At 71.4% G+C, this 25,202-nt stretch carries 19 protein-coding genes, 1 tRNA gene and 1 riboswitch; of the genes, 8 read left to right on the forward strand and 12 right to left on the reverse strand.

Annotated elements, in window-relative coordinates; genetic code table 11:
- The first annotated feature begins 19 nt into the window (after positions 1-19).
- The gene (locus tag ABZ565_RS05700; protein WP_361021162.1) at positions 20-1,459 is read left to right on the forward strand and encodes an NAD(P)/FAD-dependent oxidoreductase; all 1,440 of its coding nucleotides are present in this window, start codon (positions 20-22) and stop codon (positions 1,457-1,459) included.
- Positions 1,456-2,667, forward strand: a complete 1,212-nt coding sequence (locus ABZ565_RS05705; protein ID WP_361020796.1) for an FAD-dependent oxidoreductase — start codon at positions 1,456-1,458, stop codon at positions 2,665-2,667. Before ABZ565_RS05700 ends, ABZ565_RS05705 begins: the two co-directional genes overlap by 4 nt.
- 12 nt (positions 2,668-2,679) lie before the next feature.
- Here the strand turns inward: ABZ565_RS05705 and ABZ565_RS05710 are convergent, their stop codons facing one another.
- Together ABZ565_RS05710 and ABZ565_RS05715 are read right to left on the reverse strand one after the other, a co-directional pair.
- Complete coding sequence (locus ABZ565_RS05710) at positions 2,680-3,078, reverse strand: hypothetical protein (RefSeq protein WP_361020798.1); 399 nt, start codon at positions 3,076-3,078, stop codon at positions 2,680-2,682.
- Between the two features lie 79 nt (positions 3,079-3,157).
- A complete protein-coding gene (locus ABZ565_RS05715; protein WP_361020800.1) occupies positions 3,158-3,652 on the reverse strand; it encodes a DUF309 domain-containing protein in 495 nt (164 codons plus the stop codon).
- 110 nt (positions 3,653-3,762) lie between these two features.
- On the opposite strand from ABZ565_RS05715, the gene ABZ565_RS05720 reads away from it, so the two are divergent.
- From ABZ565_RS05720 to ABZ565_RS05730, 3 genes are all read left to right on the forward strand, one after another.
- The gene (locus tag ABZ565_RS05720) at positions 3,763-6,396 is read left to right on the forward strand and encodes an AAA family ATPase (protein WP_361020802.1); all 2,634 of its coding nucleotides are present in this window, start codon (positions 3,763-3,765) and stop codon (positions 6,394-6,396) included.
- A gap of 50 nt (positions 6,397-6,446) precedes the next feature.
- A tRNA-Pro gene (locus ABZ565_RS05725) sits at positions 6,447-6,520 on the forward strand.
- A 636-nt stretch (positions 6,521-7,156) separates the two neighbouring features.
- The gene (locus ABZ565_RS05730; RefSeq protein ID WP_361020804.1) at positions 7,157-11,050 is read left to right on the forward strand and encodes a glycoside hydrolase family 2 TIM barrel-domain containing protein; all 3,894 of its coding nucleotides are present in this window, start codon (positions 7,157-7,159) and stop codon (positions 11,048-11,050) included.
- A 94-nt stretch (positions 11,051-11,144) separates the two neighbouring features.
- Here the strand turns inward: ABZ565_RS05730 and ABZ565_RS05735 are convergent, their stop codons facing one another.
- The 4 genes from ABZ565_RS05735 to ABZ565_RS05750 are packed head-to-tail and all read right to left on the reverse strand — an operon-like array spanning position 11,145 to position 16,923.
- The gene (locus ABZ565_RS05735) at positions 11,145-12,842 is read right to left on the reverse strand and encodes an ABC transporter family substrate-binding protein (RefSeq protein ID WP_361020806.1); all 1,698 of its coding nucleotides are present in this window, start codon (positions 12,840-12,842) and stop codon (positions 11,145-11,147) included.
- A 25-nt stretch (positions 12,843-12,867) separates the two neighbouring features.
- The gene (locus ABZ565_RS05740) at positions 12,868-14,994 is read right to left on the reverse strand and encodes an ABC transporter ATP-binding protein (protein ID WP_361020808.1); all 2,127 of its coding nucleotides are present in this window, start codon (positions 14,992-14,994) and stop codon (positions 12,868-12,870) included.
- Entirely contained in the window at positions 14,991-15,926 is a 936-nt protein-coding gene (locus ABZ565_RS05745) for an ABC transporter permease (protein WP_361021164.1), read from the reverse strand. The genes ABZ565_RS05740 and ABZ565_RS05745 overlap by 4 nt, the downstream gene beginning before the upstream one ends.
- Positions 15,927-15,939: 13 nt before the next feature.
- Complete coding sequence (locus ABZ565_RS05750) at positions 15,940-16,923, reverse strand: ABC transporter permease (RefSeq protein WP_361020810.1); 984 nt, start codon at positions 16,921-16,923, stop codon at positions 15,940-15,942.
- A 584-nt stretch (positions 16,924-17,507) separates the two neighbouring features.
- Between ABZ565_RS05750 and ABZ565_RS05755 the strand changes: the two genes are divergently transcribed.
- Positions 17,508-17,636: an LPFR motif small protein gene (locus tag ABZ565_RS05755; protein ID WP_275408390.1), complete on the forward strand. Its 129-nt coding sequence runs from the start codon at positions 17,508-17,510 to the stop codon at positions 17,634-17,636.
- 400 nt (positions 17,637-18,036) lie between these two features.
- Positions 18,037-18,972 carry a helix-turn-helix domain-containing protein gene (locus tag ABZ565_RS05760; protein WP_361020812.1) on the forward strand — a complete coding sequence of 312 codons (936 nt, stop codon included), beginning with the start codon at positions 18,037-18,039 and terminating at the stop codon, positions 18,970-18,972.
- Positions 18,973-19,214: 242 nt separating this feature from the next.
- On the opposite strand, the gene ABZ565_RS05765 is transcribed toward ABZ565_RS05760, so the two are convergent.
- Positions 19,215-20,597: a cytosine permease gene (locus ABZ565_RS05765; RefSeq protein ID WP_361020814.1), complete on the reverse strand. Its 1,383-nt coding sequence runs from the start codon at positions 20,595-20,597 to the stop codon at positions 19,215-19,217.
- A riboswitch (TPP riboswitch) is annotated at positions 20,588-20,682 on the reverse strand. (Overlaps the previous gene by 10 nt.)
- A gap of 332 nt (positions 20,683-21,014) precedes the next feature.
- On the opposite strand from ABZ565_RS05765, the gene ABZ565_RS05770 reads away from it, so the two are divergent.
- Positions 21,015-21,254: a hypothetical protein gene (locus tag ABZ565_RS05770; protein ID WP_361020816.1), complete on the forward strand. Its 240-nt coding sequence runs from the start codon at positions 21,015-21,017 to the stop codon at positions 21,252-21,254.
- Between the two features lie 54 nt (positions 21,255-21,308).
- Here the strand turns inward: ABZ565_RS05770 and ABZ565_RS05775 are convergent, their stop codons facing one another.
- From ABZ565_RS05775 to ABZ565_RS05795, 5 genes are all read right to left on the reverse strand, one after another.
- The gene (locus tag ABZ565_RS05775) at positions 21,309-21,803 is read right to left on the reverse strand and encodes an FBP domain-containing protein (protein WP_361021166.1); all 495 of its coding nucleotides are present in this window, start codon (positions 21,801-21,803) and stop codon (positions 21,309-21,311) included.
- 58 nt (positions 21,804-21,861) lie between these two features.
- Positions 21,862-22,359 carry an NUDIX domain-containing protein gene (locus tag ABZ565_RS05780; RefSeq protein ID WP_361020818.1) on the reverse strand — a complete coding sequence of 166 codons (498 nt, stop codon included), beginning with the start codon at positions 22,357-22,359 and terminating at the stop codon, positions 21,862-21,864.
- A gap of 63 nt (positions 22,360-22,422) precedes the next feature.
- A complete protein-coding gene (locus ABZ565_RS05785) occupies positions 22,423-23,322 on the reverse strand; it encodes a hypothetical protein (RefSeq protein ID WP_361020820.1) in 900 nt (299 codons plus the stop codon).
- A complete protein-coding gene (locus ABZ565_RS05790; protein ID WP_361020822.1) occupies positions 23,319-24,326 on the reverse strand; it encodes an SPFH domain-containing protein in 1,008 nt (335 codons plus the stop codon). The genes ABZ565_RS05785 and ABZ565_RS05790 overlap by 4 nt, the downstream gene beginning before the upstream one ends.
- A gap of 207 nt (positions 24,327-24,533) precedes the next feature.
- Complete coding sequence (locus ABZ565_RS05795; protein WP_361020824.1) at positions 24,534-25,163, reverse strand: TetR/AcrR family transcriptional regulator; 630 nt, start codon at positions 25,161-25,163, stop codon at positions 24,534-24,536.
- Positions 25,164-25,202 lie beyond the last annotated feature (39 nt).

Consider the following 25,202-nt stretch of genomic DNA (forward strand, 5'->3'; position numbering starts at 1 on the left):
CCCCGTGCGTGAGCACCACGTGGTAGCCCCGGCCGCACCCACCGTCACCCGCGCCGGGCACCCGCTCCCCGACGCCCCGCCGTACGACGTCACGGTCATCGGCGCCGGAGTCGTCGGCACCGCCATCGCCCGCGAACTGGCCCGCCGCCCCCTGCACACCGCCCTGGTCGAGGCCACGGACGACATCGCCAACGGCACCTCCAAGGCCAACACCGCGATCCTGCACACGGGGTTCGACGCCGCCCCCGGCACCCTGGAAGCCCGCCTCGTGCGCGAGGGGCGGCACCTGCTCTCCGCGTACGCCGCCCGCACGGGCATCCCCGTCGAACGCGTCGGCGCCCTCCTCGTCGCCTGGGACCGGGAACAACTCGACGCCCTGCCCGGCCTGCTGGCCAAGGCCGAGCGCAACGGCTACCCCGCGGCCCGGCTGCTGGACGCCGAGGAGACCGCCGCGCGCGAACCCCACCTCGGGCCCGGCGCGCTCGGCGCACTGGAGATCCCCGACGAATCCGTCATCTGCCCCTGGACCACCCCGCTCGCCTACGCCACCGAGGCGGTCCGGGCCGGGGTCCACCTCCACCTGGACTGCCCCGTCCAGGACATCGCGTACGCCGACGGGCCGCACGGCGGGGGCCTGCACACCCTCACCACCGGCCGGGGCACCCTGCGCACCCGCCTGCTGATCAACGCCGCCGGGCTGCACGCCGACGCGATCGACCGGCTGCTGGGCCTCGACACCTTCACCGTGCGCCCGCGCCGGGGCCAGCTCATCGTCTTCGACAAGCTCGCCCGCGACCTGGTCCGCCACATCCTGCTGCCCGTCCCCACTGCCGCCGGCAAGGGCGTCCTGGTGGCGCCGACCGTCTTCGGCAACGTCCTGCTCGGCCCCACCGCCGAGGACCTGGACGACAAGGAGGCCACCGAGTCCACCGCCGAAGGGCTCGCCCTGCTGCGCGAGAAGGGGCGTCGCGTCCTGCCCCGGCTGCTCGACGAAGAGGTCACCGCCGTCTACGCGGGACTGCGGGCCGCCACCGGTCAGGAGGACTACCGGATCACGGCGCACCCGGACCGTGCCCTCGTCACCGTCGGCGGTATCCGCTCCACCGGACTCACCGCATCCCTGGCCATCGCCGAGTACGTGGTCTCCCTCCTCCCCGACGCCGGACTCGACCCGGGAGAGCCCGCCGAACCGGCCCCGCTCACCATGCCCGGTCTCGGTGAAGGGGCCGCCCGCCCCTACCTGGACGCCGAGTTGATCGCGCGCGATCCCTCGTACGGCACGGTCGTCTGCCACTGCGAACGCGTCACCGAGGGCGAGATCCGCGACGCCCTCGCCTCGGTCCTCCCGCCGCGCTCGGCCGAAGGGCTCGCCCGCAGGACCCGGGCCGGCAACGGACGCTGCCAGGGCTTCCACTGCGGGGCCGCGCTCCGCGCCCGCATCGAGGGGGCCCGCCCATGACCCGCCGCGAACGCCGCGTCGATGTACTGATCGTCGGCGCCGGACCGGCCGGCCTCGCGGCGGCGGCCGGTCTCGCCGCCGCCGGGGTGCGGCGCGTGGAGGTCCTGGAGCGCGACCAGGCGTTGGGCGGCATCCCCAGGCACTGCGCCCACGGCGGATTCGGTACGCGCGCGAGCGGCGATCTCACGGGTCCCGCGTACGCCCTGCGCTGCGCGGCCGAGGCACGCGCGGCCGGCGCCACGCTCCGTGCCGGCATCACCGTCACCGGCTGGGCCGGGCCCCGTACGCTCGACGCCACCGGCCCCGGCGGCCTGGAACGCGTCACCGCACGGGCCGTCGTCCTCGCCACCGGCGCCCGCGAACGCCCCCGCGCCGCCCGGCTCGTCCCCGGCACCCGCCCGACCGGCGTCTACACCACCGGCGAACTCCAGCAGACCGTCCACCTCCACCACCAGCGTGTCGGCACCCGCGCCGTGGTCGTCGGCGACGAGCCGGTCAGCCTCGCGGCGGCCGACACCCTGCGCACCGCCGGGGTCCACCTCGTCGCCCGCGTCACCGAGCACCCGCCCCGGCCCTTCGCCGCCGTACGGCCGGCCGGCGGGGCACCCCTGCTCACCCGCACCACCGTGACCGCCCTGACCGGCCGCCCCCGCCTCACCGGAGTCCGCGTGCGCCACGCGGACGGGCGGACCGCCACCCTGGCCTGCGACACCGTGGTCTTCACGGCCGACTGGATCCCGGACCACGAACTCGCCCGGCGCGGCGGCCTCCCGCTGGACCCCGGTACGAGGGGACCCGCGCACGACCCCGCCCACCGCACCGGACAGCCGGGGGTCTTCGCCGTCGGGAACCTCCTGCACGGCGGGGAGAGCGCGGCCACCGCCGCCCGCGAGGGCCGGGCCGTCACCGGGCCCGTGCTGGCCCACCTCGCCGCCGGGACCTGGCCGGCGAGCGGGCCGCCCCTCGCCGTCGCCGCACCGCTGGAATGGGTCGCCCCCAACCTCACCGGGCCCGGCGGGCGGCGGCTCCGGCTGCGGACCGGCGGGCGGCTGACCGTACCGCTGCTCGTCGTCAGCCAGGACGGGGCACCGCTGCACCGGGAACGCCTGGCGCGCTCCGTCGCGCCGGGCCGCTCCTTCTCCCTCACCGCCGACTGGCTGGGGCGCGTCGACCCGCGGGGCGGCACGGTGCGCATCCGGATCGCGTGACCCCCGTACCGCTCAGGGAATCAGCAGCCAGTCCGACCCGATCGCGGCGACCAGCCCGGCGGCCAGCAGCCAACTTCCCAGCCGGGTACGCCCGTTCCGGCTCAGCTCGATCACGATCCCGCAGAGGATCAGCGCCAGCCCGTACACGCCGACCACCAGGACGGAGGCGCGGCTGGCGAGCCGCAGCCCGAGCACCACCGCCATCGCCACCATGCCGACCGAGGAGAGCACGACGCGCAGCCGTCTCGCCTGCCGCGGGGTCAGCCGGCGCTCACCGGCGTCCTCACTCTCCGCGAGACCGTCCGCGAGGTCGTCGTCCCCGGCGTCCTCGGCCGGGTCCCCGGCGGGGGTTTCGGCGGTGTCCCCGGCTATCGGGGCGTCCACGGCTCGGTCCTGGTCAGAAGTGCTCATGACGCGCGATCGTAATGGTTCCGCCCCGGCCCGTTCGCCGTTGTCAACCAACACCGTCGAAAGCAGGCCGAGTTGTGCCTCACGGTTGCCCCGCCCGCAGCCTCGGTGCCTCCGCCGCCGCGTCCACCGGCCCCGCGCCCGTACGCTCCACCCGCGCCGCGAGCTCCCGCGCCCAGCCGGTCAGCTCCCCGAGCCCCATTCCGTGCGTCTCACCTCCTCCGTACGCCTCCAGCGCCGCCGCGCCGCGCCGCAGCAGCCGCGCCCCGCCCGTCGCGTTGCCCCGGGCGGCATGGGTCAGGCCCACGGCCAGCTGGGCGAGCCCGCGCCACAACTCCCGTTCCCCGTCCGGGCCCGCCTTCCAGGCGTCCTCGAAGACCTCGTGCGCGTGGAACGGCATCCCCGCGTCCAGCAGCCGCTGCGCCTCCTGGACGGTCTCACCGGCGGTGCGTGCGACACCCTCCGGCTGGCGTTCCACCCCCGGCGTCCCGTACGGCAGCGGGCGCCCCAGCCCGTCACGGGGGCGCGCGTTGTGCGCCCGTCCCTCGGAGTCCCGGTCCCTGCTTGTCTCGTTCACGCCCCCGATTGTGCCCCGCACCTGCGGCGAACTGTCCGAACCACTGTCCGTGGGACCCCGCGCGCGACTAGGCTCGACCACCATGGTCACCACTTTGGGGGAGGGTAGGCATGAAGCCGTCCCGGCCGCTTTATGAGCGCGAACCGGAACTCGCCACTGCCGCACAAGCCATCGACGCGCTCTGCGGGGCGCAGGCCACCGGCGGGCTGCTGATTTACAGCGGCGAGGCAGGCATCGGCAAGACCGCGCTCCTGGACGAGATCCGGGCCATGGCGGCGGACCGGTGCACCATCTGGTCGGCACGCGGCGGTGAGACGGTCACCTCGGTGCCGTTCCACGTCGTACGGCAGCTGCTCCAGCCGGCCCTGGGCCAGTTCCCGCCCGACGACGTACGGGCCCTGTTCGGCCCCTGGTTCGACAGCGCCGCCCCGGCCCTGGGACTGGCCGAGCCCTCCGGGCCGCAGCCCGATCCGCAGGGTGTGCGCGACGGCCTCGACTACGTCGTCAAGCGGCTCGCCTCCCGGCTCAGCCACCGCCCGCTGCTCCTCATCATCGACGACGCCCACTGGGCGGACGGCGAATCCCTCGCCTGGCTCTCCTCGTTCACCGCCCGCCTCGGCGACCTGCGCGTCCTGGTCGTCCAGGCCCACCGCCCCGAGGAGCTGGCCGCCCGCGAGGCCGCGCGCAACGCGGCCGACGGCCATCCCGCGCAGATCCGCGTCGCCCTGCGCGCCCTCACCCCGGACGCCACCGCGGAACTGGTCCGCGCCACCCTCGGCGAGCACGCCGACGACCCGTTCTGCCGCGAGGTCTGGGCCGTCACCGGCGGCAACCCGTACGAGGCGGTCGAGCTCGTCGCCAAGGTCCAGGACAAGGAGCTGGCCCCGCTGGAGGAGTCCGCCGGGCTCCTGCGCGAACTCGGCGCCTCCGCCCGGGGCAGCGGCCTCGTCGCCCGCCTCGAACGGCTCGGCACCAACGCCAACCGGTTCGCCTGGGCGGCCGCCGTCCTCGGCACCGAAATCTCCCAGGATGTTGCCGCGTCCCTGGCCGGGATGAGCTCCGCCGAGGCCGCGGACTGCACGGCCCGGCTGCGCGAGGCCCGTATCGTCACCGGCTTCGACCCGCTTGAGTTCGTGCACCCGCTGATCGCCTCGGCCGTCTACCGCTCCATCCCGCCCGCCACCCGCACCGCGATGCACGGCAGGGCCGCCTGGGCCATCACCAACGCCGGGCTCGGCCCCGCCGCGGCCTCCCGCCACCTGCTCGAAGTCCACCCGGACGACGACCAGGAACTCGTCGCGCAGCTGCGGGCCGCCGCCGAACAGCACCTCGCCGTCGGCGCCCCCGAGGCCGCCCGGCGCTGCCTGGAGCGCGCGCTCGAAGAGCCGCCGCGCCACGACGTACGCGCCACCCTGCTGTACGAGCTGGGCTGCGCGACGCTGCTCAGCTCCCCGGCCACCACCGTGCAGCACCTTCGCGCCGCCCTGGACATGCCCGGCCTCGTGGACGAGCTGCGGGTCGACGCCACGTTCCGGCTCGCCGCCGCGCTCTCCCACAACAACCAGCTCAAGGAGGCGGCCCTGGCCCTCGCGGCCGAGGCCGAGCGCACGGCACCCGGGCCCGGCCTGATGCGGCTCCAGGCCGCCCACTTCCTCTGGGAGGGCATGCAGGCCACCGAGGAGGACGGCCCCGGCCGCTCGCGCCGGCTCGCCGCCAACGCCGACCACCTCACCGGCCGGGACAACGCCGAACGCGCCCTGCTCACCCTCCGCGCCTTCGACGCCATGCTGCGCGGCGAGAACGCGGAGGTCATCGTCGACTTCTGCGAGCGCGCCCTCGTGGACGGCCACCCCGCACGCGGACTCGGATGGACCGATTCCGAGTGGGGCTTCGAGCTCCCCGCCATGGTCGGGATCACCTACGCCTTCACGGACCGGCTCGACCGCGCCGAGGAGCTGTTCGGCGAGGCGGTCCGGGCCTTCGAGATCTCCGGCTGGAGCGGCGCCCACCTGGCCTTCGCGCACACCCTGCTCGGCCTGGTCCACCGCCGCCGGGGCCGTCTCGCCGAGGCGGAGGGCTTCCTGCGCGAGGGACTGCGCCTCGCGGACCGCGTCGGCAGCGGGCTCCCCGTCCACTGGGACGCGGCCTGCCTGCTCATCGACACCCTGCTCGCCCGGGGCCGGGTCCCCGAGGCCCGCAAGATCGCCGACCACTACGACTTCGGCCTGCCCTACCCCAGCGCCATGGTGCTGCCGGACGCCCCGTGTGTCCGGGGCCGCCTGCTGCTGGCCGAAGGCCGTACGAAGGAAGCGGTGACCGAGCTGGAGGCGGCCGGGCGCTCGCTGGAACCGCGCGGCAGGTTCAACGGCATCTGGGGCCCCTGGGCCGGCGACCTGGCCCGCGCCCTCGCCGACGAGGACCCGGGCCGCGCCGCCCAGCTCGCCAACACCGCCCGGGTCCACGCGGAGCGGTTCGGCACGGAGACCGCCATCGGCGAGGCCCTGCGCTGCGTGGCCCTCTTCGCGCGCCCGGAGGAGTCCGTACACCTCCTCGGCGAGGCGGTCCGCCACCTGGAGGCGTCACCCTCCGGCTACGAGTTCGCCCAGGCGCTCGTCGACTACGGCATCGCCACCCGCTCGCCCCGCGAACTGGCCCGCGCGCACAAACTCGCCACGGCCTGTGGCGCGGAAGGACTGGCCGCCCGCGCCCAGCAGGCACGCGCGTCGATCCGGTCCACCGAGTGAGGTAATGTTTTCCCTGCAGCCGCCACCCGGCCGGACCGGGTCAGTGGCAGCGGGACGTGGCGCAGCTTGGTAGCGCACTTGACTGGGGGTCAAGGGGTCGCAGGTTCAAATCCTGTCGTCCCGACGGAAACGTCGAAGATCAGAGGGGTCCTTCGGGGCCCCTCTTGATCGTTTCCAGAGGTGCCGTCTCGCGATTTCTCCCCCACGCTGTTGATCGAGGTCACCCGGTCAGTACGGCCGGCTTCTCCGAATCCGCCTTCTACGACTGCGGGCCGGGGTGCACGTCACATCTGCTGCGGGCAGGGGGCGCCGCAGTGGTCTTGGATGTGGACATGGAGCCTTGAAGGCTCGGCTCGTCACGCAAAGCACTGCGACCCGCTGCTCATCGAGGTGACATCGGCTCTGCCCCGGCCTCCGATGAGCACGGGCACATGGCCCTGCCCGTTCTCGGCGCTCCGCCAGTTTGCTGGGCAGTCGATCGAATCCGTGCAGCCGACCTCACGGTGAACGTGCAGGCACCGGCCCACGTGACAACGCGTCGCTTCGTCGATTTCGGAACACCGCGGCAGATCATTTCGTCACCTCGGTGGGCGGTCGCGAGGAGGTATGAAATGCCGCCCGCGGGATTTTCTCGTCAGAAACCAACAGAACCTGACGTCGTTATTGTGTTGGTTGTGTTCCCTTTCTAGAGTGGGTGCGTCGTCCCAGGAGCACCCACCCCACCCGGTTGCACATCTCGGCGTACGAGGAAGGTCCTGCCATGGCCCGTCCGACCCCGTCCCCCCACCCGCACCGCGGTTCCGTCAGCCGTCGCCGTCTGCTGGAGGCAGGTGCGGCCGTGCTCGGCGGCCTCGCTCTGTCCGGCGGCCCACGCCTTCCCTCCGCCTTCGCCGCCGAGGCACCGGCCGGCCAGGAGTGGAACGGGCACATCGACGTCTTCCGTCTCGGGACCGAGCCGCCGCACACCACCCTCATGCCGTACGCGAGCCTCAAGCAGGCACTGGCCGCCGACCGCTCCACATCACCGTGGCGTCAGAGTCTCGACGGCACCTGGAAGTTCGCCTACGTGGAGCGGCCCGCCGACAAGCAGGCAGACTTCTACCGCACCGACCTCGACGACTCCGGCTGGGAAACCACCCCGGTTCCCTCGGTCTGGCAGCTGCACGGCCACGACAGACCGATCTACGTCAACATCACCTACCCGTGGTGGGGCGCCAACGGCCTCGGCGAGGACGCCCAGCCGCCCGCCGCGCCGACCCTGTACAACCCCGTCGGCCAGTACCGGCGCACCTTCACCGTGCCGAAGGGGTGGGCGGGCAGGCGGGCCTTCCTGCACTTCGAGGGCGTCAAGGCAGCGCACTACGTATGGATCAACGGCCACTTGGCCGGCTACCACGAGGACTCGTACACCCCCGCCGAGTACGACATCACCCCGTACCTGAAGGACGGGACCAACCAGATCGCCGTCGAGGTGTACCGCTACTCAGACGGCGACTGGCTCCAGGACCAGGACATGATCCGGCTGAGCGGCATCTTCCGGTCCGTGTACCTGTACTCGACGCCCGGCGTCCACATCAGGGACTTCAAGCTCGACACCCCGCTCGGCGACGACCACACCACCGCCCGGCTGTCCGTCACCGCACACGTGCGGGACTACGCGGGCGACGCCGGTGACACCGCCTACACGGTCGAGACACAGCTGTACGACGCCGACGGGCACCCCGTATGGGCACGGCCGCTGACCGCGGGCGCGACACCGGCCGGCGGCGAGGTGACCGTGACGGCCGAGAGATCCGTACCCGCACCGCGCCTGTGGTCCGCCGAGGACCCCTACCTGTACACGGCGGTCCTCCAGCTCAGGGACCGTTCCGGCAAGGTCGTGGAGACACTGTCGCACCGGGTCGGGCTGCGCGAGTTCGCGCTGACCGACGGTTTGATGCACATCAACGGACAGCCGGTCACCTTCCGCGGGACCAACCGCCACGAGATGCACCCGGTGCGGGGCTCGGCCCTCAGCCGCGCCGACATGGTCGACGACATCAAGCTCATCAAGCGGCTGAACATCAACTCCGTACGTACCTCGCACTACCCCAACAACCCGCTCTGGCTCGAACTCGCCGACCAGTACGGTCTCTACCTGGTCGACGAGACCAACCTGGAGACGCACGGCATCAACAACGCGTATCCGGGCGACCGGCCCGACTGGACCGCGGCATGCCTGGACCGCGCGCGGAACATGGTCCACCGCGACAAGAACCACGCCTGCGTGGTCATCTGGTCGCTGGGCAACGAGGCCGGCTCGGGCTCCGCCTTCCGCGCCATGCACGACTGGATCCGCTCCTACGACCCGACCCGCGTCATCCAGTACGAGGGCGACGACAGCCCCGGCACCAGCGACATCCGCTCCCGGATGTACGAATCGCCGAGCCGGGTGGAGGCGCGGGCGAAGGACACCTCCGACACCCGGCCCTACGTGATGATCGAGTACGCCCACTCGATGGGCAACTCGACCGGCAACTTCACGGAGTACTGGGACGTCATCCACCGCTACGACGTCCTGCAGGGCGGCTGGATCTGGGACTTCGTCGACCAGGCACTCGCCTGGCCGGCCCCCACGCGCAAGCTGCTCGGCGAAACGGGACCCGCCGGACTGACCGGCGAGATCATCAACCCGTCGGGCTCCTTCAGCCGCGAGCACGGAGTGAGCGGCGCGACCGTCTTCCCGCGTGACGACCGGCTCGACCTCACCGGCTCGCTCACCCTGGAAGCCTGGATGACCCCGCACGTCCGCGGCTTCCACCAGCCGATCCTGGCCAAGGGCGACACCCACTACGCCCTGAAGCAAGCCGACAAGGGCCTGGAGTTCTACATCTACGCGAACGGGCAGTGGGTCGCGGCATCCTGGACCACACCGGAGGACGGCTGGACCGGCAGGGAGCACCATGTCGCGGGCGTCTACGACGCGGACGCGGGAACGCTGACCCTGTACGTGGACGGCGTCGCCCGGGCCACGAAGAGCACGGCCCACCGGCCGGACGGCAGCACGGCGCCGCTGTCGCTCGCCGGTGAGGTGGAGAACCCGACACGCGAGTTCAGCGGCACGGTCCGCCGGGCCCGGGTGTACGCACGCGCCCTCACCTCCGCCGAGCTCGGCGATGAGGAGCGCGGCCCGGGAGACGACGGCGTGTGCTTCTGGTTCGACGCCCGGACGACCCGCTATCAGCAGAAGAAGTCACGGGCCGAGACCTTCTACGCCTACGGTGGCGACTGGGGCGACAACCCCAACGACGGAGCCTTCTCCGGGGACGGTATCGTCCTGCCGGACCGCCGTCACACCGGCAAGGCGGCTGAGGTCAAACGGCTCTACCAGCCGATTCGCACGAGGCGTGCGGACGGGGCCGCGCCCGGCGAGGTCACCCTCGTGAACGACAACCTCTTCACCAGCCTCCGTACCTACAACGCCAGTTGGGAACTCTCGGCCGACGGCGAGACGGTGCGGCGCGGCCGCATCGGCCGCGACCAGCTCGACGTGCCCCCGAGGTCCGAGAAGACCATCACGCTGCCCGTGCGACTCCCCGACAACCCCGCCGCCGGAACCGAGTACTTCCTCCAGCTGTCCTTCACGACCAGGGAACGCACCCCCTGGGCGGACGCGGGGTTCGAGGTGGCGCGTATGCAACTGCCGCTCGGTGCCCGAGGCCCCGTTCCCTCGCCGGTCCCCTCGGCCGGAACCCCCGAGTTGTCGTTCCGCGAGAGCACGACGGACGTCACCGTCACGGGCCGCGGCTTCAAGGTCGTCGTCGACCGGTCGACCGGACTCATCACCTCGTACGAGGCGGCCGGTACCCGGCTCCTCGATTCCGGCCCGGTGCCCAACTTCTGGCGCGCCCCGACGGACAACGACCAGGGCAACGGACAGCATGTCCGCAACCGGACCTGGCGGGACGCGGGCGCCCGGCGCGAGGTGACCGGGGTGACCGTGCGCGGGCACGGCGGGCACGCGGTCGAAATCACGGTCGAGGGAACGCTGCCGACGAGCACTCCGTCGGCGTACACCACGACCCTCACGGTCTTCGGCAACGGTGAGATCAAGGTCGAGAACACCCTGGCCCCCGGTGCGACGAGCCTCCCGTACATCCCCGAGATCGGGACGATCCTGCACCTGCCCGCTGCCCTGGAACACCTCCACTACTACGGGCGCGGCCCGGAGGAGAACCACTGGGACCGCAAGGACGGTACGGACGTGGGACGTTGGTCGGGAACCGTCACGGAGCAGTGGACCCCGTACCTGCGCCCGCAGGAGAACGGCAACAAGACCGATGTGCGCTGGGCGGCGCTCACCGACCGGCACGGCCGCGGCCTGCTCGTCAGCGGCGACGGGCTCCTGGAGGTCAACGCCTCGCACTTCACCCCGGAGGACCTGTCCGTGGGCGCCCGCCACGACTACCAGCTCACCCCCCGTGATGAGGTCGTCCTGCGGGTCAACCACCGGCAGATGGGCGTCGGGGGCGACAACAGCTGGGGCGCGCAGACGCACGACGCGTACAAACTGCCCGCCGACCGGGAGTACACGTACACCTACCGGCTGCGCCCCCTCACCGACGTACGGCAGGCCGCGAGCCTGTCACGCCGGCGCACGGAGCTGAGCCGGTAGGACCGTCGTGCGGACACGGCACCGCCCGGCAGACCAGTGGTCTGCCGGGCGGTGCCGTGCTCCGGGGTTCCGAGTGGCGGAACCCCGGAAGGGATTACTTCTGCCAGCCGATGAGCTCGGGAGCGCCCATGTTTCCGTAGTGCCCGTAGAACTGGGCGGCGCCGAAGTTGGCGAGGCCCTTCTTGACGGCCCAGATGGTGGGGCCGTTGTGGATCGGCATGATGCCGTAGGTCTCCATGGCCTTCTTCTCGACCTCGTTACCGGCCTTGATCTGCTCGTCCAGGGTCGGCAGGTTGGTGACGCCCTTGGTCTCCTCGTCCATGCTCTTCGGGACCGAGCGCGAGACGTTCAGCGTCGAGTCGGAGCAGTACATCTGGCAGATGTAGAGCAGGCCGTTCGGGTCACTGGAGATGAAACCCATGCCGAAGATGTCGAAGGCGCGCTTGGTGAACACCTTGTTGAAGTCGGCGGACGGGTGCGCCTCGACGTTCACCTTGACGCCGATGTTCTTCATCATCTGGGCGATGGCGGTGGCACGCGCCTTGACGGTGGAGCTGTCGCCGATGGTCGGGAAGCTCAGCTCAAGCTTCTTGCCGTCCTTGGCGCGGACGCCGTCCGAGCCGGCCTTCCAGCCTGCGGCGTCCAGTTCCTTCTTCGCCTTCTCGGCGTCGAACTTCACCAGGTTGCCGAAGTTGTCCTGGTACCCCTTCTGGAAGGGGTAGAGGTTGAAGGAGCCAGGCAGGGGCTCGGTGTAGCCCATCCCCTGGAAGGTGATCTTCGCGAGCTGGGAGCGGTCGATGCCTTCCATCACGGCCTTGCGCACCGCGAGGTCCTTCAGCTGCGGCGAGGTGCTGTTGAAGACCAGGAGGTTGTTCGCGGTGGTCGTGCCGCGGCGCAGCTCGGTGCCCTTCACACCCTTCACCTGGTTGAGCTCCTCCGCGTTGGCCGCGGAGACCCCGTCGATCTGGCCGTTCTTGAACGCGTTGATGCTGGCGCTCGCCTCCATCTGGACGAAGGTGAACTCGTCCAGATGTGCTTTCTCGCCCCACCACTTGGGGTTGGGCTTGTAGGTGACGGTGCCGCCCTTGGCGTCGAACTTGGAGATGGTGTACGGACCGGCGCCCCACTCCGCGTGCGGCTTGCCCACGTACGCCTTGTTGAAGTCCCCGGGCTTGGCGATGTGCGGGTTGACGAGCGAGGAGAAGAGGGACTTCCAGTAGACGAACGTGCCCTTGTAGGTGACGACCGCCTGCTTGGCGTCCTTGCCCTGCTTCACGCCGGTGATGCTGGAGTACCCGTCGGTCGAGCTGACGTTGTACTCCTTGTTCTTCCCGTTCTGGGCGGTCCAGGTGTCACGGAAGGACGTCCAGTCGATGTCCTTGCCGTCGTTCCACTTGGCCTTCGGGTTGATGGTGTACGTGACCTGGGTGTTGCCACCCACCGTCTCCTGCTTGACGTCGGTCAGGTAGTCCTTGTTGAAGGTGATGTTGCCCTTCGGGTCATTGAAGGACAGTTGCGGCATGTAGAACCAGGCGATCTTCGCAGTGTAGAGCGACCCGTCACCGTTCAGCGCGTTGAGCTGGTCGGGGATCTCCACGATGGGGAGGGTCAGCTTGCCGCCCTGCTTCAGGTTGCTCGCAGGCTGGGGGTTGTACGAAGTCAGGACGTCCTTCTCGGCGGTGGCGCCCTTCGACTTCGGCTCCTTGGAGTCGTTGGAGTCGCTGCTGCACCCGGTGAGGACGAGAGACGAGGCGGCGGCGAGCGCCACCAGGCTCAGAGAGATTTTTCTCATGACGGCCTTGGCCTTTCTGGCTTGGTTAGTTGTCGGCAGACGTGGTCGTGCCCGCGAAGTGGCATGCGTCGCGGTGGTCCGGGTCGCCCCTGTCGGTGAGCAGGGGAGTGACCCCGCGGCACCGTTCCTTCTGGGGCTCCGACAGCGTGGCGTGAAGGGGGCACCGGGAGACGAACCGGCAGCCCGGCGTCTCGTCGGTGGGGCTCGGAAGGTCGCCCTGCAGCAGGACGCGTTCGCGCGTGCGCTCGGCCACCGGGTCGGGCAGCGGGATCGCGGAGAGGAGCGCCTTGGTGTACGGGTGCCTGGGGTTGTCGAAGACGGCGTCGGTGGTTCCGATCTCGACGATCCGGCCCAGGTACATCACCGCCACCCGGTCGGAGATGTGACACACCACCGACAGGTCGTGGGCGACGAAGAGGTACGACAGACCCAGCTCGGCCTTGAGCTCGTTGAGCAGGTTGATGACACCGGCCTGCACCGACACGTCGAGCGCCGAGACCGGCTCGTCGAGCACCAGCAGCCGGGGCTTGGTGGAGAGCGCCCGCGCGATGCCGATGCGCTGCCGCTGACCACCGGAGAAGGCCGAGGGGAAGCGGTCGCGGTGCTCGGGGTCGAGCCCCACCAGCTCCATGAGTTCCGCGACCTTGGTGGTGAGCACCTTCTTGTCGCGCTCGCCCGCCGCGCGCAGGGGCTCCGCGAGGATGTCGAAGACCGTCATGCGGGGGTCCAGCGCGCCCATGGGGTCCTGGAAGACCATCTGCATGTCGCGGCGGACGGCGTTGATGTCCTGCTTCCGCTTCAGTCCGGCCGTGTCCCGGCCGCAGACGGCGATGCTGCCCTGCTCCGGCGGCTTCAGTCCCATGATCTCCAGCAGGGTGGTGGTCTTCCCGCATCCCGACTCGCCGACCAGGCCGAGCGTCTCGCCCTCGCGGATGTCCAGGTCGATGCCGTTGACGGCGAAGACCGTGCCCACCTTGCGCTTGAGCAGGCCGCCCTTGGTGAGCGGGAAGGTCTTGGTGACCCCGGAGAGTTCCAGGACCCTGGGCCGGTCCTCGCGGGGGACGTCCGCGACGCGGTCCTCCCGCACGGCCGGGACCGGGAAGATCGGCTCGCCGCCGATGGCGCCGTCCTCGATCTCCTCGGCACGCCGGCAGGCGGCGGAGTGTGCGGCACCGGTGCCGGCCTCGCCGATCGTCAGCAGCGGCGGCTCGGCCTCCCGGCAGGCGTCCTCGACCGCGGGGCAGCGCGCCGCGAAGGGACAGGCGTCGGGCAGGTCCACCAGCAGCGGGGGAGTGCCCGGAACCGGCGTCAGGGCCTCCCGGTCGCGGTCGTCCAGGCGGGGAATCGCGCCCATGAGGCCGATGGTGTAGGGCATCCGGGGCTGAGCGAAGAGCTCGTCCACCCCGGCGTGCTCGACCGGACGTCCGGCGTACATCACCATGACGTCGTCGGCGGAGCCGGCCACCACCCCGAGGTCGTGGGTGATCATGATGACCGCGGCGCCGGTCTCGCGCTGGGCCGTCTTGAGGACGTCCAGGATCTGTGCCTGGACGGTGACGTCCAGGGCGGTCGTCGGCTCGTCGGCGATGATCAGGTCGGGATCGTTCGCGATGGCCATGGCGATCACGGCCCGCTGCCGCATACCGCCCGAGAACTCGTGCGGGAACCCCTTGGCCCGGCGGTCCGGGTTGGGGATGCCAACCAGGTCCAGGAGCTCGACGGCCCGCTTCCAGGCGACCGCGGACGAGATGTCCTGGTGGATCTGCAGGGACTCGACGATCTGGGCCCCGATGTTGAAGATCGGCGTGAGCGACGAGAGGGGGTCCTGGAAGATCATGCCGATCTGCCGGCCGCGGACCTTGGACATCCGGCGGTCGTCCAGGTCGAGGAGGTTCTTCCCGTCGAGCAGGATCTCGCCGGTGACCGACGCGTACTCGGGAAGCAGCCCCATGACGGCCATCGACGTGACGGACTTGCCGGAACCCGACTCGCCCACGATTCCGAGGGTCTTGCCGCGGTGCAGGTCGAAGGAGACACCGCGTACGGCGTCCACCCGGCCGGACTCCGAGGGGAAGGCCACCTTCAGGTCGCGCACGGACAGCAGGGCACGCTGGGTTCCGGGCTCGGTCTTGACTGCGCGCTGCTCGATCATGCGCGGCCTCCAGACTGCGATGTGGGGTCCAGGGCGTCGCGCAGACCGTCACCGATGAGTGCCATGGCCACGGTGAGCAGGACGACCAGGGCCGCTGGAAGGTAGAACAGCCAAGGGGCGGTGGACAGGGTGTTCTGCCCGTCGGCCAGCATGGAACCGAGGGACACATCGGGCTGCTTGACGCCGAACCCGATGAAGGAGAGCGCCGTCTCGGACTGCACGGTCGAGGCGACACCGAGGGTGAACGTCACGATCAGCAGGGACCCGATGTTCGGCACCAGGTGGCGGACGATGGTCCGGATCGCGCTGACGCCCATGAAACGGGCCGCCAGCACATACTCGCGTTCCCGCAGGGACGTGGCCAGGGACCAGATCACCCGGGCGGTCAGCATCCAGCCGAACAGCGTGAGGACCACGACCAGCACCTTCCACTCACCGCGGTAGTGCGTACCGACCAGCGCGATGATGAGGAACGAGGGCAGGACGAGCAGGAAGTGCACGAAGCCGAGCATCGCCCGCTCGACCTTGCCGCCGAAGTAGGCGGCGGTGGTGCCGAAGAGACCGGCGATGGCGGTCGTCATGAGCGACACCGACACGGCGATGATCAGCGACCTGCCGAGGCCGTGCACGAGCTGGGCGTAGACGTCGTTGCCCGCGCCGTTGGTGCCCAGGAGATGGCCGCCGACCCCAGGTGCGACGGAGAGAGCGGTGAAGTCCGCTTCCTCGTAGTTCCAGTCGGTCAGGAACCGGCCGAACAGCGAGAAGAGCACCAGCAGGACGAACAGGATGAGTCCGCCGAGCGCGGGCTTGTTGCGCGCGAAGCGGCGCACGTAGAGCCTGGTCGGAGAGAGGCGCTTCCCGCCGGTCGCGCCGGGCTCCAGTACTTCGGCGATCTCCGGGGCCTCTTCGGGGGCGGTTCCGGCGCCGGGCATGTTGATGGCCACGTCAGCTCACCCTGATCCTGGGGTCGAGGGCCACGACGACGAGGTCGGCCAGGATCGCGCCGATGGCCGTCATGAGGGCACCGAAGGCCGCGACGGCGACGGCGCCGTGCACATCGTTCGTGCTGATGGTCTTGGCGAAGTACTCACCCATGCCGTGCCATGCGAAGACGGTTTCCGTGATCACCGCGCCGGTGAAAAGGGCGGGCATCGCGAAGGCGACCTGGGTGGCGACGGGAATGATCGAAGTCCGCAGCCCGTGCCGGTAGATGGCCTGTTTCCGGGTCAGCCCCTTCGACCGTGCGGTGCGCACATAGTCGGAGTTGATGTTGTCCAGCAGGAGTGAGCGCTGCAGCAGGTGGTATCCGGCGTACGAAATGAATGTCAGCGACACCGTGGGAAGGATCGCGTGCACCACTCTCGACCCCAGCACCGGCCAGAACCCGGAGACTTCGGGACTCTGCGCTCCGGCGACCGGCAGCAGCGTGTCGCCGAGGGACTGGTTGAGCCAGATGGCCGCGAGCACCACGCCGAGCGAGGCCACGGCGGAGGGGGTGTTGAAGGAGATCACGGAGATGCCCTGCCACACCCGGTCGCCGGCCTTGTACTGGCGGGAGGCGGTGTAGACACCGAGCCCTACGCCGATGACGATGGACAGGATCGTCGAGGCGATGACCAGCTGGCCGCTGACGAAGATCCGGTAGGCGACCTGGTCGTTGACACTGCCCCCGGTCGGCGACTGACCCCAGTCGAAATGGGTCACGATCCCGGAAATCCAGTCCCACCACCGATCCAGGATCGGCTTGTCCGGATTGAGATTGAATTGTGCCAGCGATCGGTTGATCTGGGCTGGTGTTCGAGGCGGTCGCAACGCGGTGTAATTCGACGCGGGCTTAAGGAATGCATTGGCGAGGAAATACGTCAGGTTGGTTGCGACTGCGATCATCAAAAACCAGCCGACTGCTTTGCGGGCGATATAACGCAGCACTGTGAGCCGGCCTTTCTTGAAAGTTGGCCCGCAGATCCGGTGTGTGACCGGACGCTTGGCCGCGTTGACCGGGCCCCGGGTTGCGAGCGCTCGGACGGGATGTGCGGACTCTCGAGGTCAGAAAATGACTGGTGCGGAGACGCCCCTGTGGGGGAGTCTGTTGTGTGCCGACGGTGCTGCACGGGTAGGAGCGCCGAGGGCGGGTGGTGCGCCGGGCATGAAGCGTCAACCTTGCGTTGTAATGAGTCAATTCATGGCGGCTGCCCGATTCGGCAGCGCCTGTGCAGACGATTCCAACTGCCTGTGGGTGCGTCAAGGCTGGTCAGGTCGCGATCCGGTTAAATCGAATCCGCATATCGGTCATATGTTGCGAAAATTTTCAACGTCGTGGTGGACGCGCGGAGACCGGTAACTCGGTATGCCTTCAAAGGGTGTAAAGGCCACTCATATGGCCATGTGGGCCTTTCGGGACCTGTTGGCCTGCGCTGCGCCTGACGTTTCTCCGCCGAGAGCCCGGGTACCCGGTGGCAGACAGAGGACCGCGGCACTCCGGCGGAGGGGTGCGACCGAACAGAGGAGTAGCCATGCTGAAGGCGATCGCAGATGTGTTCCGTTCCATCGGCGGCGCCATCGCCACGGTGGTCACGCTGCCCTTCCGGGCCGTCGCACGGCTGTTCAGCGGCGCATCGAGCACCGCCCACGGCCACCACTGAGCGCGCGCCGACTCGTCGTTGCGGGTACCCGAAGGGCGGTTCCGGAGAAATCCGGAACCGCCCTTCGGTATTCCCGGGGGAACGCAGGTACGCCGATGGCCCTGGAGGTGACCGCAAGGGCTTCTGCCCTCACCCGGAGTGATGTGCTTGCGATGAGGATGCCCACGGCTCCCGCCCGGGTGTTGGCATCGCGTGCACGGTTATGTGGCACCCCGCGCAGACCTTCGCGGCGCCCTGAAGGCCCAGGCGGCCGGCGGGGCAGGCAGGCCCATGTCCGCGCCGCGCCACGCGTTCGAGCTGCTGCGGAGCTGTCGTGCACCCGATCTATTCTGTCCCTCGCGCCGCGTCGGTCCGGGGGAGGAGACGGCGCGTGGGGCGCACATGACGAGGGGGCTCCTGCATGTCGAACGCCAAGTCGGATCCGAAGAACCCGGCACCGGATGCCACGGCAACGGCCCGCGCACAACTGGGCGCTGAGATGCGGAGGATCAAGGAGGGTGCCCGGCTCAGCTTCGGCGGGCTGGCTGACCGTACGCACTACAGCCGCTCCTCGTGGGAGAGGTTTCTCAACGGCAAGCAGCTGCCGACCCCCGTGGCGGTCGAGGAGCTGGCGGCCGTGGCGGGCACCCCGCCGGAACCCCTGCTCGACCTGCTGGCCAGAGCGGGCGCGCCCGTCATGGAGCCGGTGCCGGTCACGGGCGGCCGGGACCGGCCGACGGCCCCGCACACCGCCGCCGGTGACACGGCCGCCGGGGCGGCGCGGACGCCGGGCGAGCGGCCCGGGGTGTCATGGCGGCGGCGCTGCGCGGTCATCGGTTACATCGCGGCGGGCGCCCTGATGGGCTCGGTGGCGACCGGGCTCCTCTCCCCGTACCTCGCGGGAGCGGACCAGGTCCCGGACGCCGCGAAGACCCGCACCGAGAGCAAGAAGGCGGGCGGACAGGGCGCGGACCTCGTCCCGGGCGCCGGCGACATCCGGGTCAAGTGCACATCGGACACCTGCTGGCGCAACGATCCCCAGGCCATGGAGTGCCAGTGGGACGCGAAGACCGCCAAGAGCACCTACCTGCGCGGCATGCAGATCGAACTGCGCTACAGCGCCGCCTGCCAGGCGGTCTGGGGCCGGATCGAGGGCGGGGCCGTCGGTGACAAGGTGATCATCAAGGACGCCCGGGGAATGGAGCTGGACGCCCTCATCCGCTTCGAGCACGACTCGTACACCAAGATGCTCGGGGTCTCCGAGGAGGCGCCGCTCGACTCCATGAGCGTGTGCGGGGAGATCCCCTCGGAGAAGCAGATGCAGTGCGCGCCGACGGGCACGGCCCGGATGCCCTGACGGCTGCAGCGCGCCCCGGCCCGACCCGCACCGGCCCGTCCACCGGGTGCTCGGCGAAGCGCTCGCCGGTCGCGGGGGCGCGTGTGGTGAAGGCGGCGGTGGCAGTGTCGTCGGTCGTCGGGGCGCCATTTCGCGGGAGTACCGTGTGAGTCGAAGATACTGAAACTGTTGAAGTGCTTCATGGGGTCAATACCGCTGACGGACCCGGAGGTTGAGGCGTCGGCGAGGGTGGGAAGAGTGGGTCAGCGCGGCCGGCGCATCCGCAGCGGGGCGTACACCACGAGCGCCGCGAGGAAGGCCACCCCGTACGCCAGGTCCGCCCCGTGCAGCGCCTCGGCCACCGGGCCCACGTACAGGCCGGTGCTCATGAACGGCACCGCCGCCGCGAAGGCCGCGGCGAACGCGGCGAGCGCCGGCCACCAGGGGCGCGGCCGGGCGTGCTCGGCGGCGAGGTCGACGGGTGCGCCCCGCCGGGCCCGGGCGCGGGCCAGCCAGTCCACGGAGACGATCGCCACGAAGCCGGGGATCCAGTAGCCGACGAGGAGCAGCACGTTCTGGAAGCGGGCCGTCGTGTCCGCCGCGTGCATCCACAGGACCAGCGGGAAGCCCAGGGCGGCGGCGAGCGCCGCGGCCGCCGGGCGCGGCAGGCGTACCCCCATCGTCTGCAACGCGAGCGAACCGCTGTAGTCGTTCATCGCGTTGCTGCACAGCGCGGCCAGCGCCACCGCGAGCAGCCCGAACGCCCCGAGCGCACCCCCGCCGAGCAGCGCGTCCACGCCGCGCGCGGTCTGGTCCGTGAAGACCGAGGCGCCCCACAGTCCGATGGCCTGGACCGCCACGAAGGACGCGCTGATCCCGCCCAGCGTGCACCAGAACATGCGCGCCCGGGACGTCTCGCGCGGCAGATAGCGGCTGAAGTCGCTCGCGTACGGCGCCCAGGACAACGCCAGGCTCAGGGCGACGGTGCAGGTCAGGACGAACGCCCCGGCCCGGTCGGCGCCGTGCACGGCGGAGGTCGTCACCGGGTCGGCCCCGTCCAGGAGCTTGGTGGCGAGCACGGCGAAGGCGGCGGCCAGGGCGAACGTCATGACGGTCTGGAGCCGGTGGATGACCTCGTAACCCAGCACCCCCAGCGCGCCCTGCGCGGCCATCATGACCAGGACCCCCAGCCAGAACGGCCAGCCGCACAGCTGCGCCAGCGCGTCCCCGCCGAACAGGCCGATCAGGGCGTCCCAGGCGATGGACGACAGCCATTGCAGCGCGCCCGGCAGCACCACGCCCGGCCCGAACGCCAGCCGCGCCAGAGGCAGCTGGCCGGAACCGGTGCGGCTGCCCCAGGTGCCCAGATACGCGGTCGGCGCGGCGCCGACGAGGGTACCGAGCACGACGGCCGCGAGGGCCGTCGCGAAGTCCAGGCCGAGCGCGATGCCGACGGTGCCGGTGAAGACGCCGGTCATGGTCAGGTTGGGCGCGAACCAGACGGTGAACAGCCGGCCCGCCCGGCCGTAGCGGCGGTCCTCGGGGACCGGGGCTATCCCGTGCGCCTCGACGCGCAGATCGCCGGGGGCGGTGGGCATGCGCCCGCCGAAAGCGGCGCGCTCGTCCTGGGCATGGGGCAACGACATGAAGACATCCCTCCGCCAGTGCTAACTGGTTCAGGTTCGACGGGTGTGATCTCAGCCCCTGCGCGGGGCACCCCGTGTCCGGTGTGGCGGCCAGGATAGCGCCGGCCTGCACGATGTCGTCGCGGGGGTCGGTCCGCGGGCCGGTCCGGGAGTTCCGCCAGGTCCAGGCCCGTCGAGCGCGGCCGGTTCCCCGTGGACCACGACGCGCTCCGGGCCCGCCCGGGCGGCGAGCAGAGCGGGTACGGGGATCAGTCCCTCCAGGCAGGCCCGGCCGCCGCGGTGGCACGGCTTGCCCTCGGGGCCGCAGCCGGTGTGCCGGATCTCGTCGGCCGCCCCGGCCGCCCCGGCCGCCCCGGCCGCCCAGGCCGCCCCGGGCCTCGTGGACGCGGACCGGCTCGCTCAAGAGCGACCGGCCGGGTGTGCGCCGGTACCGCACCACGGCCCGGCTTCAACCATGTCGTCCCGCAGCGGGAGTTCGTCATCCCGTCCGGCTTCCTGGAACCGCGCGGCGTCAACACCGTGGCGCTCACGGTCACGGCCGAGCGGACCGGCGTCGGCCCGGACCCGGTCCGGCTGGTGAATCAGGTCACCGTGCTCGGGGGCGTCGGCGGCGGACAGGACCCGGCGCCGGACTGCGCGGACCTGTTCACGAGGTGACGGACGGGCGCGCGCCCCGGACGTCCACCGGGGCGCGCGTCCGCGGCGTCCGGCTCAGCTGAAGAGCTTCGTCACGAACGCGTGGAGGTTGTCGACGGTGCGGGCGATCTGCTCCTCCGTGGTCAGGCTTTCCTTGAACCGGGCCCCGGAGGCCACCGCCTTCTTCCCGCGCACGTACAGCGAGCAGGCCAGGTCGGTGCACATGTACAGACCGACGGAATTGCCGTCGCGCCCGGCGGGACCGGTCTTGCGGGCGGTCATCAGGGACACCCCGCTGCCCGGGTGCGTGGTCAGGCAGAGCGAGCACATGCTCCGATGCAGGAAGCCGCGCTGCTGGGACGGGAAGCGCAGCGAGATCCCGGCGGGCTTTCCCTCGTGCTCGGTGACGATGTAGCTGCGTCCCGGCGCGGACAGGTCGCGCCAGCCGAGGAAGTCGAGGTCGTCCCACGGCAGCTCCTCGAAATCCCGGGGGAGCGGCAGACGCTTGGCTTCCCCCTTGGAGCAATTCACGAACGATGAGCGGATGTCCTGCTCGGTCAGGGCCTTCATACCCACGAAGCTAACTGTGCCTATGGTTCCTAGGCAAACGATTAATTCGGTTAGGGGCTCACCTGGGGCTCTTCGGTGCGAGGGGGAGCCGGTGCACGGGCGGGTGGGGGATACCCAGGTCCGGGCGCCAGGTCGCGAGGATCTGCGCCGACGGGTCGAAGAGCGGCGACGGCAGCGCGTCGAGCGGGGTCCACTCCCAGGTGCTGATCAGATGCGGCTCGGTCACCCGTGCCGTGCCGGTGTCCACGCGCACCAGGGCGGCCATCGTCACGCGGTTGATCCCGCCGAGGGCGTCGTGCAGCATCGCGAAGACGGTGACCTCGTCCTCGGTGACAACCAGCCCGGTCTCCTCGCGCAGTTCGCGCACGGCCGCCGCCGCGACGGACTCCGGCACCGGGTCGACCTTGCCGCCGGGCAGCTCCCAGGTGCCGCTGTGGTGCCGGCCGAGCAGGATCCGGCCCAGCGCGTCCTGCACGACGACGCCGACCCCCAGTGCCGCTTGGGCCCGGGGCGGCAGGGTGTTACGGGAAGGGGCGACGGGGTTCTCGGTGGCCATGCTGCTCCTCCGGAGGGGACGGTGGGCGTCGAGCCTACGGGGGGGCCGCGCCCGCCCCGTAGCTCATACCGTCAGCCGCAGCGAGGTCTCCGAGACGCCGAGCCGTACGCTCTGCCCCCACGTCAGCTCCAGCGCGTCCGCCTCCATCCCGTCGCCGAACACCACCACGCGGTCCGACTCCACGGTCAGCCGCAGCCCCTGGCCGGGCCCCAGCTCGCCCGAGACGAACGACGTACCCGTCGACGGCGAGGGCCACGCCTCCCGGACGAACCAGAGCAGCCGGGGATCGGCGGGCCCGGGCAGCGGGAGGGTGCTGCGGCGCTCCTGCCAGAGCGAGCGCAGCCAGCCGGTCGCCCCGGTGCCGGTGCCGACCAGGACGCCGGAGGACGCCTGCGGCTCGGCGGGGGAGTCCGCCGTGTCGGGGCCGAGCCGGTAGCGGGCGGTCTGATGGCCGGGCGGGCCGAGGTAGACCTCGTTCAGGGCGAGCAGCCGCTGCGTGTCGTCCGCCACCGCCTCCACCATCGTCAGCGCGTCGGCCCGGCCGCCCGGCGCCACGGCCGCCCGCATCAGCGCCGCCGCGTCGGCAGGCCGGTGGCGCACCAGTACGCCCGGATTGCGGCCCGGGTCGGTGTCGATGCCGATGACCGGCTGGCCGGAGAGGTACTTCGCGGCATTGGCGACCAGGCCGTCCTGCCCGACGACCACCACCACGTCCTCGGGCGCGAACAGGAACCGGTCCAGGTCGGCCCGCTCCACCCGGCAGTGCCGCCAGGTGAGCGGAACGGCCGCCGCCACATCCGCCAGGGCCTGCCGGGTGCGCTCGTGCCGGCGGGCCACCTCCTCGATGGACCGGCCCCGCGCGGCCAGGACGAACGCGGCCTGGCCGCGCGTGCCGTGGCGGGCGAGCAGCTCCTCGTACTCCGTGGTGCGGTGGACCAGGACCGCCCGCGGGGCCAGGCTCACGCCCCGGCCTCCGGGCGGCCCAGCTTGCTGAGCAGGCCCGTGAGCACGTCCGGCGACAGGGTGAGGCTGTCGATGTGCGGCAGGTTCTCGGCGAGCCGGGTGGCCGCCAGCGCGTGCAGCGTCCCGGCCTCCACCTCGCCGTGCGCCCGCAGCCAGGCCGCCTGGGCCTCGGCGCGCGCCGCGCCCACCTGCCGGGCCGCCTCGGCCTCGGCCCCGGCCAGCCGCACCGTGCGGGCGGCCTCCGCCTCGGCGCGTACCCCGTCGGCGGCGGCGCTCTCCTCGGCCTCGCGGCGGGCGTTGGTGCCGCGCTGCTCGACCAGCTGTTCCTCGCGCCGGGCCAGCTCGATCTGGCTGGCGAGCTCGTTCTCGGCGATGGTCCGCTCGCGCTCGACGGCCACGGCGCGCCGCTCGTACGTGGCCCGGTCGGCCTCCTGCTGGATCTGCTCGCGGGCGGGGGTGCGCAGAGCGCGCTCCACCTCGGCCTCGGGGCGGATGGCGACGACGCGCACGGCCACCACGTCGATGCCGGTGGCGGGGAGCCTCGGCTCGGCGGCGAGACCGGCCGCCACCCGCTCGCGGACGGCGGCGACGCCGTCCACCAGGGCGCCGGCCAGCGGGGTGCGGGCCAGCACGTCCAGGGTGTGCTGCTGGGCGGTCTCGGTGAGGAGGGTGGCGATCTGTTCCAGGGGTGCGCCGCGCCAGGCGCCGGTGTCCGGGTCGACGGAGAAGTCGAGGCGGGCGGCGGCCTCGGCCGGGTCGCTGATCCGGTAGGTGACGGTGGCCTGGACCGTGACGTCCTGGAAGTCGGAGGTGCGCGCGTGGAACGCCATGGCCAGCTCGCGGTCGTTGACCGGCACCTCGGAGAGCGCGGCGCTCAGCGACCGGTACCAGAAGCTCAGTCCGGCGCCGTCGTGGGCGAGCCGGCCGCGCTTGTGGTGGCGGATGTGGGCGGTGGGCGCCGAGCGGAGATGGCGCCAGCCGAAGCGGCGGGTGATGTCGGCCATGGGGACCCCCTGATCTCTTTTTCGTCATGACGACGATAACGAGCTTTCCGCCTTATCGTCAAGAGGACGATAGGAGGGGGTGCCAGGTACACGAACGGCCGGTGACTTCGGAGAAGTCACCGGCCGGCCGGGTTGCGCGCCGCCCCCGTCCCCACGGTGCGGCGCGGGCGGGCCGCCGCCATCCGCTCGGACGACGGCCCACGTCTGTCAGGACCCGGACGCCGGGGCGTCCAGGCCGAGGGCGGGAAGCACCGCGCCCTCCACGAAGCGGACGAGGTAGGTCTCGTCCGCATGGGCCCCCGCCAGCATCGGGCGGGCCCGCATCACGCCGAGCAGCTGCGCGGAGACGAACTCCGCCGCCGGGTTGTCCGGCGCCACCTCGCCGCGCTCCACCCCGCGTCGTACGATCGCGTCGATCGCGGCCAGCTCCGGCAGGATCAGCGACTCACGCAGGGCGCACAGCAGCTCCGGGCTCTGCAGCGCCGCATGGCTCAGCGCCAGCATCAGCGGCGTGTCGCGGCCCGCGCCCTCGCCGATCGCCCGCGCCGCCTCCACCAGGTCACCCGCCAGCGAACCGGTGTCGATCTTCCGCAGGGCGCCGCGCCGGGTGCCGTGCAGGGCGGCCACCACCAGCTCGGGCTTCGAGCCCCACTGGCGGTAGAGCGTGGACTTGCCGCAGCGGGACCGGGCGGCGACCCCCTCCATGGTCAGCGACTCATAGCCGTTCTCCCTCAGCATGTCGAGCACGGCGGTGTAGAGCTCCTGGGCCCGCTCCGGCGTGATCTTCGAGCGGCGCTGCGCGGGGGGCTGCTCCTGCTCGGTCTGCTGCGGCGACATGTGCTCTCCCTCTCTGCGACTCTGCGACGAGGTCCATCG

The organism is Streptomyces sp. NPDC016469, from assembly GCF_040632905.1.
Classification (GTDB): domain Bacteria; phylum Actinomycetota; class Actinomycetes; order Streptomycetales; family Streptomycetaceae; genus Streptomyces.

Bases quoted from the DNA above. Each gene is read 5' to 3' on its own strand.
- ABZ565_RS05705 (WP_361020796.1), top strand. From the start codon at position 1,456: ATGACCCGCCGCGAACGCCGCGTCGATGTACTGATCGTCGGCGCCGGA.
- ABZ565_RS05710 (WP_361020798.1), bottom strand. From the start codon at position 3,078: ATGAGCACTTCTGACCAGGACCGAGCCGTGGACGCCCCGATAGCCGGG.
- ABZ565_RS05720 (WP_361020802.1), top strand. From the start codon at position 3,763: ATGAAGCCGTCCCGGCCGCTTTATGAGCGCGAACCGGAACTCGCCACT.
- ABZ565_RS05730 (WP_361020804.1), top strand. From the start codon at position 7,157: ATGGCCCGTCCGACCCCGTCCCCCCACCCGCACCGCGGTTCCGTCAGC.
- ABZ565_RS05735 (WP_361020806.1), bottom strand. From the start codon at position 12,842: ATGAGAAAAATCTCTCTGAGCCTGGTGGCGCTCGCCGCCGCCTCGTCT.
- ABZ565_RS05740 (WP_361020808.1), bottom strand. From the start codon at position 14,994: ATGATCGAGCAGCGCGCAGTCAAGACCGAGCCCGGAACCCAGCGTGCC.
- ABZ565_RS05745 (WP_361021164.1), bottom strand. From the start codon at position 15,926: ATGCCCGGCGCCGGAACCGCCCCCGAAGAGGCCCCGGAGATCGCCGAA.
- ABZ565_RS05755 (WP_275408390.1), top strand. From the start codon at position 17,508: ATGCTGAAGGCGATCGCAGATGTGTTCCGTTCCATCGGCGGCGCCATC.
- ABZ565_RS05760 (WP_361020812.1), top strand. From the start codon at position 18,037: ATGTCGAACGCCAAGTCGGATCCGAAGAACCCGGCACCGGATGCCACG.
- ABZ565_RS05765 (WP_361020814.1), bottom strand. From the start codon at position 20,597: ATGTCGTTGCCCCATGCCCAGGACGAGCGCGCCGCTTTCGGCGGGCGC.
- ABZ565_RS05775 (WP_361021166.1), bottom strand. From the start codon at position 21,803: ATGAAGGCCCTGACCGAGCAGGACATCCGCTCATCGTTCGTGAATTGC.
- ABZ565_RS05780 (WP_361020818.1), bottom strand. From the start codon at position 22,359: ATGGCCACCGAGAACCCCGTCGCCCCTTCCCGTAACACCCTGCCGCCC.
- ABZ565_RS05790 (WP_361020822.1), bottom strand. From the start codon at position 24,326: ATGGCCGACATCACCCGCCGCTTCGGCTGGCGCCATCTCCGCTCGGCG.
- ABZ565_RS05795 (WP_361020824.1), bottom strand. From the start codon at position 25,163: ATGTCGCCGCAGCAGACCGAGCAGGAGCAGCCCCCCGCGCAGCGCCGC.